Origin of the sequence: Neoroseomonas terrae, from assembly GCF_018129025.1 — a bacterium.
GTDB lineage: Bacteria > Pseudomonadota > Alphaproteobacteria > Acetobacterales > Acetobacteraceae > Neoroseomonas > Neoroseomonas terrae.
Genome location: NZ_JAAEDI010000043.1, coordinates 1 through 12,226, shown reverse-complemented (window position 1 = coordinate 12,226; position 12,226 = coordinate 1). Strand labels below are relative to the sequence as shown.

General features: G+C 70.0%; 11 protein-coding genes. 8 read left to right on the top strand and 3 right to left on the bottom strand.

What is annotated here, in order from left to right; translation table 11 throughout:
• Window positions 1-26: 26 nt before the first annotated feature.
• A complete protein-coding gene (fabI, locus tag GXW78_RS26445; protein ID WP_456307093.1) occupies window positions 27-824 on the bottom strand; it encodes an enoyl-ACP reductase FabI in 798 nt (265 codons plus the stop codon).
• A gap of 209 nt (window positions 825-1,033) precedes the next feature.
• Between fabI and pdxH the strand changes: the two genes are divergently transcribed.
• The 4 genes from pdxH to GXW78_RS26425 all read left to right on the top strand — a co-directional run bounded on the left by pdxH (window position 1,034) and on the right by GXW78_RS26425 (window position 5,283).
• A complete protein-coding gene (gene pdxH, locus GXW78_RS26440; protein ID WP_211871921.1) occupies window positions 1,034-1,627 on the top strand; it encodes a pyridoxamine 5'-phosphate oxidase in 594 nt (197 codons plus the stop codon).
• 370 nt (window positions 1,628-1,997) lie between these two features.
• Entirely contained in the window at window positions 1,998-3,461 is a 1,464-nt protein-coding gene (locus tag GXW78_RS26435) for a bifunctional aminoglycoside phosphotransferase/ATP-binding protein (RefSeq protein WP_211871920.1), read from the top strand.
• A gap of 53 nt (window positions 3,462-3,514) precedes the next feature.
• Complete coding sequence (locus tag GXW78_RS26430; protein ID WP_211871919.1) at window positions 3,515-4,393, top strand: universal stress protein; 879 nt, start codon at window positions 3,515-3,517, stop codon at window positions 4,391-4,393.
• A 179-nt stretch (window positions 4,394-4,572) separates the two neighbouring features.
• Complete coding sequence (locus tag GXW78_RS26425; RefSeq protein WP_211871918.1) at window positions 4,573-5,283, top strand: pirin family protein; 711 nt, start codon at window positions 4,573-4,575, stop codon at window positions 5,281-5,283.
• Window positions 5,284-5,322: 39 nt separating this feature from the next.
• Here the strand turns inward: GXW78_RS26425 and GXW78_RS26420 are convergent, their stop codons facing one another.
• On the bottom strand, window positions 5,323-5,820 hold the full coding sequence (locus GXW78_RS26420) for a hypothetical protein (RefSeq protein ID WP_211871917.1): 498 nt from the start codon (window positions 5,818-5,820) through the stop codon (window positions 5,323-5,325).
• 232 nt (window positions 5,821-6,052) lie between these two features.
• Here GXW78_RS26420 and GXW78_RS26415 point away from each other — a divergent pair, with 232 nt between their 5' ends.
• Both GXW78_RS26415 and GXW78_RS26410 read left to right on the top strand, forming a co-directional pair.
• Window positions 6,053-8,392 carry an Orn/Lys/Arg family decarboxylase gene (locus tag GXW78_RS26415; RefSeq protein ID WP_211871916.1) on the top strand — a complete coding sequence of 780 codons (2,340 nt, stop codon included), beginning with the start codon at window positions 6,053-6,055 and terminating at the stop codon, window positions 8,390-8,392.
• Window positions 8,393-8,422: 30 nt separating this feature from the next.
• Window positions 8,423-9,247 carry an aldo/keto reductase gene (locus tag GXW78_RS26410; RefSeq protein ID WP_211871915.1) on the top strand — a complete coding sequence of 275 codons (825 nt, stop codon included), beginning with the start codon at window positions 8,423-8,425 and terminating at the stop codon, window positions 9,245-9,247.
• An 8-nt stretch (window positions 9,248-9,255) separates the two neighbouring features.
• Here GXW78_RS26410 and GXW78_RS26405 read toward each other — a convergent pair whose 3' ends face one another.
• Window positions 9,256-10,476: an HWE histidine kinase domain-containing protein gene (locus tag GXW78_RS26405; RefSeq protein WP_211871914.1), complete on the bottom strand. Its 1,221-nt coding sequence runs from the start codon at window positions 10,474-10,476 to the stop codon at window positions 9,256-9,258.
• A gap of 100 nt (window positions 10,477-10,576) precedes the next feature.
• On the opposite strand from GXW78_RS26405, the gene GXW78_RS26400 reads away from it, so the two are divergent.
• Window positions 10,577-11,503, top strand: a complete 927-nt coding sequence (locus GXW78_RS26400) for a hypothetical protein (RefSeq protein WP_211871913.1) — start codon at window positions 10,577-10,579, stop codon at window positions 11,501-11,503.
• 78 nt (window positions 11,504-11,581) lie between these two features.
• On the top strand, window positions 11,582-12,226 hold a 645-nt coding region (locus tag GXW78_RS26395; RefSeq protein WP_272876916.1), incomplete at its 3' end, for an alpha/beta hydrolase family esterase.

Genomic DNA, 12,226 nt, shown 5'->3' with positions numbered 1-12,226 from the left:
CGGGGCTGCCCCTGCAGCCGGCACAATCAGCCCTTCTCGACCGTGATGTCCGGGGCGTCGGGGTTCTTCATGCCAACGATGTGATAGCCGGAGTCGACGTGATGGACCTCACCGGTCACGCCCTGCGACAGGTCGGACAGCAGGTACAGGCCGGAGCCACCCACTTCCTCGATCGTCACGTTGCGGCGCAGCGGAGAATTGTATTGGTTCCAGCGCAGGATGTAGCGGAAGTCGCCGATCCCGCTCGCCGCCAGCGTCTTGATCGGCCCCGCCGAGACCGCGTTCACGCGGATGCCCCGCTCGCCGAGGTCCGTCGCCATGTAGCGCACCGAGGCCTCCAGCGCCGCCTTGGCCACGCCCATGACGTTGTAGTGCGGCGTCACCCGCTCGGCGCCGAGATAGGACAGCGTCAGCAGCGACCCGCCCGCCGACATCAGCGCCGCCGCCCGCTGCCCGACCGCAACGAAGGAGAAGCAGGAGATGTCCATCGCCTGCAGGAAGGCCGCCCGCGGCGTGTCGAGGTAGCGCCCCCGCAGGAACTGCTTGTCCGCATAGCCGATGGCGTGGACCAGGAAGTCGATCTTCCCCCACGCCTTGCCAATGGCGTCGAACGCCGCGTCCATCGAGGCGTCGTCCGCCACGTCGCAGGGCAGCACGAGCGTCGAGCCGATGCTGTCGGCCAGCGGCTTCACGCGCTTCTCCAGCGCCTCACCCTGATAGGTGAAGGCGATCTCACCGCCCTGGGCGGCCACGGCCCGCGCGATGCCCCAGGCGATCGAGCGGTCATTCGCCACGCCCATGATCACGCCGCGTTTGCCCTGCATCAGGGTGCCGGTGGCGATCCTGGGCTCTGGCACGGCATCGTTCATCACTGCTGGCGCTCGTCCGGTTGCTGGCTCTCCCGGTGGTGCCATGGCGGTGTGACAGGAGCAAGTGCTTCGCGCCCCTTGCAGTGTCCCGCCCCGGGCCGATACAGGCTGCTGCCCCCCGGGCAGCGCTGCGCGCTCCCGGACGCTTGCCAAGGAGTCGCCCCATGGACGGCAGCGCCACCACCGACGATCCGATCGCGATTTTCGCGACGTGGCTCGCCGAAGCCGAAGCCTCGGAACCCAATGACGCCAACGCCGTCTGCCTGGCTACCGCGTCACCGGAAGGCCTGCCCTCCGCCCGGATGGTGCTGCTCAAGGGCGTCGATCCGCGCGGCTTCGTGTTCTACACGAACCTGGAAAGCCGCAAGGGCGGGGAACTAGCCGCCAACCCGAACGCCGCGCTGTGCTTCCACTGGAAGTCGCTCGGGCGCTCCGTGCGGGTCGAAGGCGCGGTCGAGAGCGTCACCGGCGCCGAGGCCGATGCCTACTACGCCTCCCGCGCGCGGACCTCTCGTCTGGGCGCCTGGGCGTCGAAGCAGTCCCGACCGCTCGAATCGCGCTTCGCGCTGGAGAAGGCGGTGGCGGAGTACGGGCTGAAATACGCGATCGGGGAAATCCCTCGGCCGCCCTTCTGGTCCGGCTTCCGCGTGCTGCCGCGCCGAATCGAGCTGTGGCGCGACATGCCGTTCCGCCTGCATGAGCGGCGTGTGTTCCATCGCGACGGCGACGGCTGGCGGCTGGAGATCCTGTATCCATAGCGCGACGTGCGCCTGTGGAAGCCGGGACCGGGACGCCCGATGGCCTTCGTGGCCGGCTCGATACTTCCATTGTCGCCTTTGGAGGGGCTTTGCCCCTCCAAGCCACCCCAGCAAAGGCCGAAGGGCCTTTGCAAACCTCAATCTGGCACCGTGCATCGCTGGCTGGATTGATGCCGGCATCCGCGTTCGCGCATGCAACGCGCACCAGGGTCCGCCGCGTCCGACGTCAGCAGGTGCGATCCGGGTGCTCCAAGCATCTGGCGCGCTGGTCTGGATGGGCAGAGAGCCTTCGATCAGAAGGCTTCGATTCTGCCCTCCGCGCCGCTGGTGGGATGGCAGGGAGGGGCCAAGCGTCCCCACTCTCCACATCATGATCCCGACCGCCCAAGCCGAGACCGCCGAATTCCTTGCCCGCCTTTCCGGCGCCGTGCCAATCGAGACCCATGTCTCGGCCATCTTCGTCGGCCGCGACACGGCCTGGAAATTGAAGAAGGCCCTCGCCCTCGGCTTTCTCGACTTCACCCGCCTCGCCGATCGCGAACGCTTCTGCCGGCGCGAACTGGAACTGAACCAACCCCACGCGCCGGACATCTATCGCGACGTCGTCTCCATCACACGCGGGGAGGATGGCAGGCTGCGCGAGGGCGGCGACGGACCTGCCGTGGAATGGCTGCTGCGCATGGCACCGATCCCCCCGGAGGATTTTCTCGGCCGCGTCACCCCGGACGACGCGCTGCTCGATGCCACGGCTGATGCGGTGGCCGCGATGCACGCCTCCGCCCCCCTGGCCGAGGTGGACAGCCCAGCTGTGATGGGCGCCATCCTTGAAGGCAACCTGCCCTCCGCGCGCAACGCCGGCCTGCCAGCGGACCGCATCGAATCCTGGGCGACGGCGGCGCGGGCCGAACTCGGCCGCATCGCCCCGACGCTCGCGGCACGCGATGCGCAGGGCTTCGTGTGCCGCTGTCATGGCGACCTTCATCTCGGTAATCTCTGCCTCTGGCACGGGCGGCCCACCCTGTTCGACGCGCTGGAATTCGATGAGACGCTGGCGCGCATCGACGTCGGCTACGACCTGGCCTTCCTGCTGATGGATCTCGACCTGCGGCACGGACGGGCAGCGGCGAACCGGGTGCTGAACCGTTACGTCGCACGCACGGGCGATGCTGGAATCGTCGCCGGCCTGCCCCTCTGGCAGTCGATGCGGGCGATGATCCGCGCGCATGTCGAAGCCGCGCGCGGCCGCGACTGGCGCGCACTGCTGGATGCGGCCGACGCGCATCTGCGCCCTGCCCCGCCGCGACTGGTCGCGATCGGCGGCTTGCAGGGCACTGGCAAGTCGACACTAGCCCGCGCGCTGGCGCCAACCCTCGGCCGCGGCCCGGGCGCGCTGGTGCTGCGCACGGATGAGGCGCGCAAGCGTCGATTCGGCGTCGCCCCCGAGCACCGCCTGCCGCCGGACGCCTATACCGAGACAGTCAGCCGCGCCGTCCACGCGGAAGTCTTCGCCATGGCGCAGACCGCGCTCGCAGCCGGACAGGCCGTGGTGCTGGACGCCGTCTTCCTCGACTCCGCGCAGCGGGCTGCGGCGGAGCACCCGGCGCAGGCGACCGGGCAGCGCTTCGACGGCATCTGGCTGGAAGCCCCACTCGGCGTGTTGCAGGCGCGCATCCGCGCCCGTCGCGACGATGCGTCGGATGCGACGGAATCGGTCCTGCTGCGCGCCGCTGCCGTGGACCCGGGTCCGATCACCTGGCATCGCGTCGCCGCAGATAACGCAGCCGTCATGAACGCGCGTGCGAGCCTTGGCATGGATGGCGGTTCCGTGTGCTAGTGTCGTTACTCGGCTGACCGACTATTCGCAGCGACTAACGGGAGCTCCACAACATGGCCTATCGCCGCCTGCTGCTGCCGCTGACAGGAACCGCCGCCGGGGAAGCCGCGCTGGCGACCGCACTGATCGCCGCGCGGGTCTGGACCGCGCATGTCCACTGCCTGCACGTCCGCGTCGATGCGCGGGACGTCGCCCCCCTCGCGGGCGAGGGCCTGTCGGGCGCGATGATCGAGGAGATGATGGCGGCGACGGAACGCGAAAGCGGCGAGCGCGCCGACCGTGTCCGCGCGTTGTTCGAGCGCTTCACCTCGGGCCTCGGCGGCGTGACGCTCGCCGACAACCCGGACACCGCGGCGAAGTCCGGCGGCCCGACCCTGTCCTTCGAATCGATCGCCGGGCGGGAGGAAGACATCGTCGCCCAGCAGTCGCGCCTGTACGACATGGCCGTCGTCCCGCATCCGGAGGCCGGGGAGGATGTGTCGTCCTCCGATGCGCTCCACGCGATCCTGTTCGATTCCGGCCGCCCCGTGCTGATCGCGCCCCGCGTCGCGCCGATCGACATCGGCACGCGCGTCTGCGTTGCCTGGAACGGCACGGCGGAGAGCGCCGCGGCGGTGGCGGCGGCCCTGCCCTGGCTGCACAAGGCCTCTGCCGTGCAGATCCTCTGCTCCGACGAGTACCAGCGGCGTGGGCCGAAGGCGGAAGGCATCCAGGCTTATCTGCGCTGGCACTCCATCCCGGCCGAGATCGTGCCCTTCAAGCCTCAGACGCGGGAGGTGGGCGCCGGGCTGCTCGGCGCCGCGCGCGACTTCGGCGCGGACCTGCTGACGATGGGGGCGTATTCACATTCGCGGTTGCGCCAGCTCATCCTCGGCGGCGTGACGCGGCACGTGCTGGAGAATGCCGAGATCCCCGTGATGATGTGCCGGTGAGGCCCTACCGGAGAGGGGCATAGCCCCTCTCGGAAAGCGGAGAAGCACTCCCCACTCGCAATCACCACGGCGAATGCCCGCCATCACCACCGCTGCGTGGCGCCGGCCGCGGCCGCACGCCATCTTCCGTCCCGAACAGAAGCCCGCTGCGGCGGGCGCAGAGAGACGGAAGCAGACCCATGATCGACATCCGCCCCTTCTCCAGCCTCGGCAAGGCGAAGTTCGGCTGGCTTGATGCCAACCATCACTTCTCCTTCGGCCACTACCGCAACCCTGACCGCGACCAGTGGGGCCGCCTGCGCGTGTGGAATGACGACGAGATCGCGCCGGGCACCGGCTTCGACCCGCATCCGCATCGCGACATGGAAATCATCACCTATGTCCGCGAGGGCGCGATCACGCACAAGGACAACCTCGGCAACGAGGGCCGCACCGAGGCGGGCGATGTGCAGGTGATGAGCGCCGGCACCGGCGTCGTGCATGCCGAGTACAATATGGAACCGGCGAAGACGACGCTGTTCCAGATCTGGATCATGCCGGACCGGCGCGGCGTGAAGCCCTCCTGGGGAGCGAAGAAGTTCCCGAAGGAGAAGCGCGAGGCCGGGTTCGAGGTGCTCGCCTCCGGCCGTGCCGGTGACGCCGATACGGGTGCGCTGCCGATCAACGTCGACGGCGCGGTGATGGCGGCGACGCTGCAGAAGGGCCAGACCCTTGTCCAGCCGCTGGCTGCTGGTCGCGCTGCCTATCTCGTGCCCGCGAAGGGTACGGTGACGGTGAATGGCGCCGCGGCAAATGCCCGCGACGGCATCGCGATCCGCGACGAGGCCACGGTGACCATCACCGCGACCGAGGATGCGGAGTTGGTGATGGTCGAGGTCGCCGCCGACTGACCGGCGGCAGACCACTGAACGGTCGCAACGCGCGGCCGTTCAGTGGCACCATGGCACCGCCCCCTCGGGGAGGCCCACGGGCATGCGGCGCGGGCGGAAATGCCACCCCTCGGCATCGAGCCGCCGCGCCAGCCCGATCAGCGGCGGGTCGAGGAAGATCAGCGCCGGTTCGGCGACCATCTCGGCCAGCACCTGGGCGGGATGGTCAACGCCGCGCGAGGCCTCGGCCACCGCGTGCAGCAGCAGCATCTCGTCGCCGGTCAGGCCGGGGCATTTCGGGCAGCCGACCTCGACCATGCGGATCGCCTGCAGGGCAATGCCGTGCATCAGCGCATGGGCCGACAGGGCTGCCTCATGGGGGGCCCAGGCTTCCTCCATCGCCTCGACGACCGGCGGGAAGGGATCTTCCTTCAGCCGCGCAGCGGCGACCCAAGGGCGGATGCAGGCGCTGAGCACCAGGGCGGAAGCGGGTTCCAGCGCCTCGACCTGCTCCGGCCAGGGCGGTGCCAGGCGGGGGAAGGGCAGGATGTGACCCATGGGTGCGCGACCTCATTGCATCGGGGTGGCCTGTCTAACTCGAATTGCGAATGCTTCGCAATTGCGAATACGCTGTCACATACCTGTCGTTGTATCGGCCCGCCGAGCGCGGCATTGCTCCGGCGCCCGGCCTGGGTGGAACCATCCGGCCGGGCATGACGTTCGAACACCGGCTTGTCGGGCATCCGTGCGCCGGTGCGCATGCGGGCCGACCGGGCCTCCGGGGGACTGCATGGAATATTCGCGCCGCTTCAAGTTCCTGCTCTGCGCCCCGGCCTTCGACGAGGCCGGCGACCTGGAAGGCGAACGCCTGCACCACATCGTCCGGGAGATCGAGCAGGACGGCTACCAGGTGCTGCGCGCGCGGCGGGACGACGACGCGGAACTGGTCGTCCGCACCGACGCCGCGATCGGCTGCCTGATCGTCGACTGGGGCAAGAAGGGGTTGCAGGGCAAGGCGGCGCAGCTCATCTCGCTGACCCGCAAGCGCGGCCTTGATGTGCCTGTCATCCTGCTGGTCCGCCGCCACCGGCTGGAGGACATCCCGGTCGAGGTGCTGGACGATGTCGACGGCTTCGTCTTCCTGGCCGAGGAGACGCCGGACTTCATCGCCAAGAACCTCGTGTCGAAGCTGCGGCAATATGCCGAGAGCCTGAAGACCCCCTTCTTCGGCGCGCTGGTCGATTACGCCGAACAAGGCAACATGCTGTGGACCTGCCCCGGCCACAATGGCGGCGTCTTCTACCGTCGATCGCCGATCGGCCGCATCTTCGTCGAGCATCTGGGCGAGGCGGTGTTCCGCGACGATCTCGACAATTCTGTCCTGCAACTCGGCGACCTGCTGACGCATGAGGGGCCGGCCGCCGCGGCCGAACGCGAGGCGGCCGAGATCTTCGGCGCGGAGCGCACCTATTTCGTGCTGAACGGCACCTCGACATCCAACAAGGTCGTACTCTCCGCCCTGCTGGCGGAGGACGACTTGGTCCTGTTCGACCGCAACAACCACAAGGCCGCGCATCACGGCGCGCTGTTCCTCGGCCAGGCGATCCCGGTCTACATGGAGACGGACCGCAACCTGCACGGGCTCATCGGCCCGATTTGCCCCGAGGCGTTCGACGAGGCGCGCATCCGGCAGGCGATCCGCGACAACCCACTGGTCACGGACAAGTCCCGCGCCGACGCGCCGCGGCCTTTCCGCGCCGCGGTCGTCGAGCAGTGCACCTATGACGGCACGATCCTCTCGGCCGAGCAGATCGTCGAGCGCATCGGTCACCTGTGTGACTACATCCTGTTCGACGAGGCCTGGGCCGGCTTCATGAAGTTCCACCCGCTGTTCCGCGGACGCTTCGGCATGGGACTGAAGAATCTCGGCCCCGACAGCCCGGGCATCATCGTCACGCAATCCACGCACAAGCAGCTCGCCAGCTTTTCCCAGGCGTCGCAGATCCATGTGAAGGACAGCCATCTGGGCGACCAGCGCCGCCGCGTCGAACACCGCCGCTTCAACGAGTTCTTCCTGCTGCACGCCTCGACCAGCCCGTTCTATCCGCTGTTCGCCTCGCTCGATGTTGGCGCGCAGATGATGAAGGGGCGCTCGGGCGAGGTGCTGTGGGACGACACCATCCGCCTCGGCATCGAGCTGCGGAAGAAGATGCGCATGACGGCGCGCGACTTCGCCCACACCGAATCCGACCCGGACCGGCAGTGGTTCTTCGATCCCTTCGTGCCCGACACCGTCCGCATCGACGGGCGCGACGCGAAGTGGGAGGAGGTGCCGACCGACTTCCTCGCCGCCGACCCGTCGCTGTGGGAATTCCGCGAGGGCGAGACCTGGCACGGCTTCCGCCATGTCGCGCCGGGCTGGGCCATCACCGACCCGAACAAGCTGACAATCCTGACGCCGGGCTTCATCCGCGAGGCCGGCACCTATGCCGAGCACGGCATCCCCGCCCCGGTCGTTGCCGAGTACCTGCGGCAGAACCGCATCGTCTGCGAGAAGAACGACCTCAACTCGCTGCTGTTCCTGCTGACGCCCGGCGTCGAGAGCAGCAAGGCCGGCACGCTGCTGTCGCATCTCGTCACCTTCAAGAAGCTGCACGACCAGAACGCGCCGCTGGACGAGGTCATCCCCGACTTCGTCGCCCGCCGCCGCACGCGTTATGCCGGAATGCGGCTGCGCGATCTCTGCGCGGGGATGCACGCGCTGTATCGCGAAGCCGGTATCTCCGCGTTGCAGGGTGCCCAGTTTCGCGCCGAGCATCTGCCGGAGATCGCTGTGCCGCCGCATGCCGCCGTCCGCGCCCTGGCGCGCAATGCCGTGGACTACCTGCCGCTCGACGAACTCACCGACCGTGTCGCCACCACGCTCTGGGTCGTCTATCCGCCCGGTATCGCGACCATCGTGCCGGGTGAGCGACTGGGCGCGAAGGCGCAGCCGATGATCGACTACCTGCGCGCCTTCGAGCGCGCCGCCAACCGCTTCCCGGGCTTCGAGAGCGAGGTGCAGGGCCTGCACCGCGAGACCCAGCCGGACGGTACGGTGCGCTTCTACACCTACGTCATGCAGGAGTAGCCTGCCGACCGAACAGGAAGGAGACACCCGATGCCGATGCTGCCCGACGGCACCCCGGTTCCCGCCCTTGGCCAGGGCACCTGGCACATGGGCGAGAACGCCCGCGCCCGGACGGCGGAAGTCGACGCGCTGCGGCTCGGCATCGACCTCGGCATGACGCTGATCGACACCGCCGAGATGTACGCAGAAGGCGGATCGGAAGAAGTCGTCGGCGATGCCATCGAGGGCCGTCGCGACGGGGTGTTCCTCGTCTCCAAGGTCTATCCGCACAATGCGTCCCGACGCGGCGCCGTCGCCGCCTGCGAGCGCAGCCTGAAGCGGATGCGCGTCGAGACGATCGACCTCTATCTGCTGCACTGGCGCGGCTCCGTGCCGCTGTCGGAAACCGTCGAGGCCTTCGAGGCGCTGCGGAAGGCGGGCAAGATCCGCCATTGGGGCGTCTCGAACTGCGACGTGGACGATCTCGAGGAACTGGGCACCGCGCTCGCCGGGTGCGCGACGGACCAGGTGCTCTACAGCCTGGAGCACCGCGGCGTGGAATACGACCTGCTGCCCTTCTGCGAGCGGCGGCGCATGCCGGTCATGGCCTATTCCCCCGTCGGCCAGGGCGGCCGGATGCTGCGCCACAAGGCACTCGCCGAGGTCGCGGAGCGACACGGCGCGACGCCGGCGCAGATTGCCATCGCCTGGACGCTGCGCGGCGGCAACGTCATCAGCATCCCGAAGGCCGCCGACCCCGCGCATGTCCGGCAGAACGCCGCGGCGCGGGACATCGCCCTGCTGGCGGAGGACTTGGCGACGCTCGACGCCGGCTTCCCGCCGCCGGCGCGCAAGCGCAGCCTGGCGATGCTGTAGCCCTCGGGCTACGCCGCCTCGTCAGCCTCGTCCGACAGCATCGCGCGCGCCAGGGTCAGGCTGACGGCAAGGCCGCTCTCCCGCCACTCCCGCCGGAACGTGCCGTCGAACTGCGACTGCACCGTCTGCGTCATGAGCGTGGTGCCGAAGCTCTCGGATGCGGGCGGCCCGTCGATGCGCGGCCCGCCGCTCTCGACCCAGCTCAGCTCGACGGCATCCGGCATCGCTGACCAGGTGATATCGACACGCCCATGCGGCACCGACAGGGCGCCATACTTCACCGCATTGGTCGCCAATTCGTTGAAGACCAGCGCAATGCCGCTCACCGCCCGCTCGTCGCACAGAATGGCGGGGCCCGACAGCGAGATGCGCGAGGGGCCGCCCGGCCATGCGGCGTCGTGTGGCTCAAGCACCATGCGCAGCACCTCGCTCAACTCGGGCATGGCTGGCAACGGATGCGTCCCCGGATTGCGGCGGACCAGAGCGGTGGCGCGCGACAGCGCCTGAAACCGCCCGGACAGGGCGGTGGCCATGGCTTCCGGCGTCTCGGCGCCCATCGCGGTCATCCACACCATGCCGTCGGCGATGGCGATCACGTTCTTCAGGCGGTGGCTCATCTCGTGCAGCAGCGTCTGCTGCTCGGCGACGGCGCGCTGAAGCTTCATCTCGACATCCCGGATCCGCAGCCCGACCGTGATGAATGACGCGAGCTCGGTCATGGCCCGGGCATGGCCGCTGTCGAAATGGCCAACCTTGTCCGCGACGATCCACAACGTGCCCAGGAGCGTCGCCGGATCGGCGCGCAGCGGCACGAGCAGCACCTCGGGGACCTCGATGCTGGCCGCGGCGATCCAGTCATAGTAGCGCTCGGCGTGGACGGCGAGGATCGGTGCGCCGCGGTCGAGGGTGACGCCGCATGGGCTGTGGCCGCGCGGCGTGGTGACACCCTCGAAGGCGGCCAGCGACCCGCGCACATGATGCCAGCGGAAGACGCCGGGTTTCGGGTCCCGCTCGAACAGGCTGAGCCCGGCCGAAACGCCCCCGGTCAACTCGAGCGCAATGTCGACGAAGCGGGGCAGCAGCGCGTCGGGATGGTCCGCCATCAGCGCGGCGAGGTCGTAAACGGCAAGCTTCTCCCGCAGATGGTCGGGCCGGGCCGGCACGCGCCGGGCAAGTTCATCCGGCAAGAAGATGTCGTCGAGCGGGACCGCACAACCGGGCAACTGCATGCACGAATGATAGCGCAGCGCCCGCCGCTCAACCAGCGCCCCGGGGGCCTGAGAGCCGCCGGCAAGGCTTCCTTCACCGATCGTCGCGCTCACTGCGGCGATGCCCACTCCAGCGCGCCGCGACCCCCCGGCCGACGAACGCCCCTGGCAGGCTCAGGACGGCCTGCTGCGTCGCGTCGTGGCCACCGGAGCCCGGCTGCTTCGCGTCGGCGATGCCATCGAGGCGCCAGCCGACGTCGAGCCGCCTGCCGCCGCGCCAACCGACGCCGCGCCGGCATCGGCACCCGATCCGGCGCTCGCCCGCGCCGCCTGGTCGGACCGGCTCTGGGGCGACGGCATGACCCTGCCGGGCGGCGCGGAGGAAGTGCTGCGGCTCGCCGCTCTCCTGCCGCTGACCCCGGCGCATACGGTCCTGCTGGCCGGCCACGGGGCACGAGCGGCGGGCAGTGCGGTCGCGGCCGCACGCGGCTGCTTCGTCGCCACCCACGACCTGCGCGCCGCGTCCCCGGCCGCGCGTCAGCTGCCCAAGCGGGTCACGGCTGCTCCCCTTTCGCCCGATGCCCCCGCCTTCCGCGCACGCCATCACCACCATGCGATGATGCTCGAGCCTTTCCGCCGCGGCGGCGCGCCCGATGCCATGCTGCGCACCACAGCAACGGCGCTCCGCGATGGCGGAGAGGTCGTGCTGCTCGACCTCGCCGGCCGCGCGGGAGCGTCCGATGCGCGCTGGCTTGCTGTCGAGGACCGCCAGCCCCCGCCGTCCGAGGAAGCGATGGCGTCGGCCTTCGAACGGACGGGATTCCGCATCCATGTCGTCGAGGACGCGGGGCCACGGCAGCAGCGGGCGGCGCTGCTGGGCTGGGTATCCGTGCTGGAAGCGTTGCGAGGGCCGAGGCGCCCGGCGCCGGCGATGGCGGCAGCGCTGGTGGAGGAGGCGGAGGCCTGGCTGCTGCGCCTGCGGCTGCTGCGCGACGGTGAACTGCGTCTGCTGCGCTGGCACGCCACGCTCGCCCGGCGCCCGCCGTAGCGTCGTGCCGCCTGCGCTTCGTCGCACACCTGTTGCCCAGGGCGTGGCAGGCTGCGCCTCCGTTCCGGAGTCGCCGCCTTGCTGCGCCTGCTGCCGCTGCCCCTGCTCGCCCTGCTGCTGCTCCCCTCCACCCCCGTCGGGGCGCGGGAGAGGCCGCGCGGCTCCGCGGCGCCCGCGGTGGTCGACCCGCTGCCCGGTACCGAGCGGGTCGCCCTCGATATCGGCGGCACGACGCGGCGGTATCTTCTGCACGTACCGGGCGGTGCCGGCGCGCCGCGCCCGCTGGTCCTCGTCTTCCATGGCTCCGCAACCCAGGCCGCGGCGGTCGAACGACAATCCCGCTTCTCCACCCTGGCGGACGAGGCCGGCTTCGTCGTCGCCTATCCGGAGGGGGTGAACCGCGAATGGCAGGCGCAGCAGGACCCACGGAGCGAGATCACCTTCGTCCGCACCATCATCGAGGACATCGTCCGCCGTACCCCGGTCGACCGGCGTCGCATCTTCGCCGCCGGCGTCTCGAACGGCGCGCTGGTGGCCGGCGCCCTCGGCTGCTTCGCGCCGGATGTCGTCGCAGCCGTGGGGCTGGTCGCGGGCGCACACGTCTCGCCATGCCACAACCACCCCCGCGCCCCCGCCATCCTGTTCGGGCCGGCCGAGGGCCCGCCGCCGAGGGGCCGGCAGCGGCCGGCGCTGCCGCTGCGCGAGGTCGCGGCGGCCTGGGGG

Bases quoted from the DNA above. Each gene is read 5' to 3' on its own strand.
- fabI (WP_456307093.1), bottom strand. From the start codon at position 824: ATGCAGGGCAAACGCGGCGTGATCATGGGCGTGGCGAATGACCGCTCG.
- pdxH (WP_211871921.1), top strand. From the start codon at position 1,034: ATGGACGGCAGCGCCACCACCGACGATCCGATCGCGATTTTCGCGACG.
- GXW78_RS26435 (WP_211871920.1), top strand. From the start codon at position 1,998: ATGATCCCGACCGCCCAAGCCGAGACCGCCGAATTCCTTGCCCGCCTT.
- GXW78_RS26430 (WP_211871919.1), top strand. From the start codon at position 3,515: ATGGCCTATCGCCGCCTGCTGCTGCCGCTGACAGGAACCGCCGCCGGG.
- GXW78_RS26425 (WP_211871918.1), top strand. From the start codon at position 4,573: ATGATCGACATCCGCCCCTTCTCCAGCCTCGGCAAGGCGAAGTTCGGC.
- GXW78_RS26420 (WP_211871917.1), bottom strand. From the start codon at position 5,820: ATGGGTCACATCCTGCCCTTCCCCCGCCTGGCACCGCCCTGGCCGGAG.
- GXW78_RS26415 (WP_211871916.1), top strand. From the start codon at position 6,053: ATGGAATATTCGCGCCGCTTCAAGTTCCTGCTCTGCGCCCCGGCCTTC.
- GXW78_RS26410 (WP_211871915.1), top strand. From the start codon at position 8,423: ATGCCGATGCTGCCCGACGGCACCCCGGTTCCCGCCCTTGGCCAGGGC.
- GXW78_RS26405 (WP_211871914.1), bottom strand. From the start codon at position 10,476: ATGCAGTTGCCCGGTTGTGCGGTCCCGCTCGACGACATCTTCTTGCCG.
- GXW78_RS26400 (WP_211871913.1), top strand. From the start codon at position 10,577: ATGCCCACTCCAGCGCGCCGCGACCCCCCGGCCGACGAACGCCCCTGG.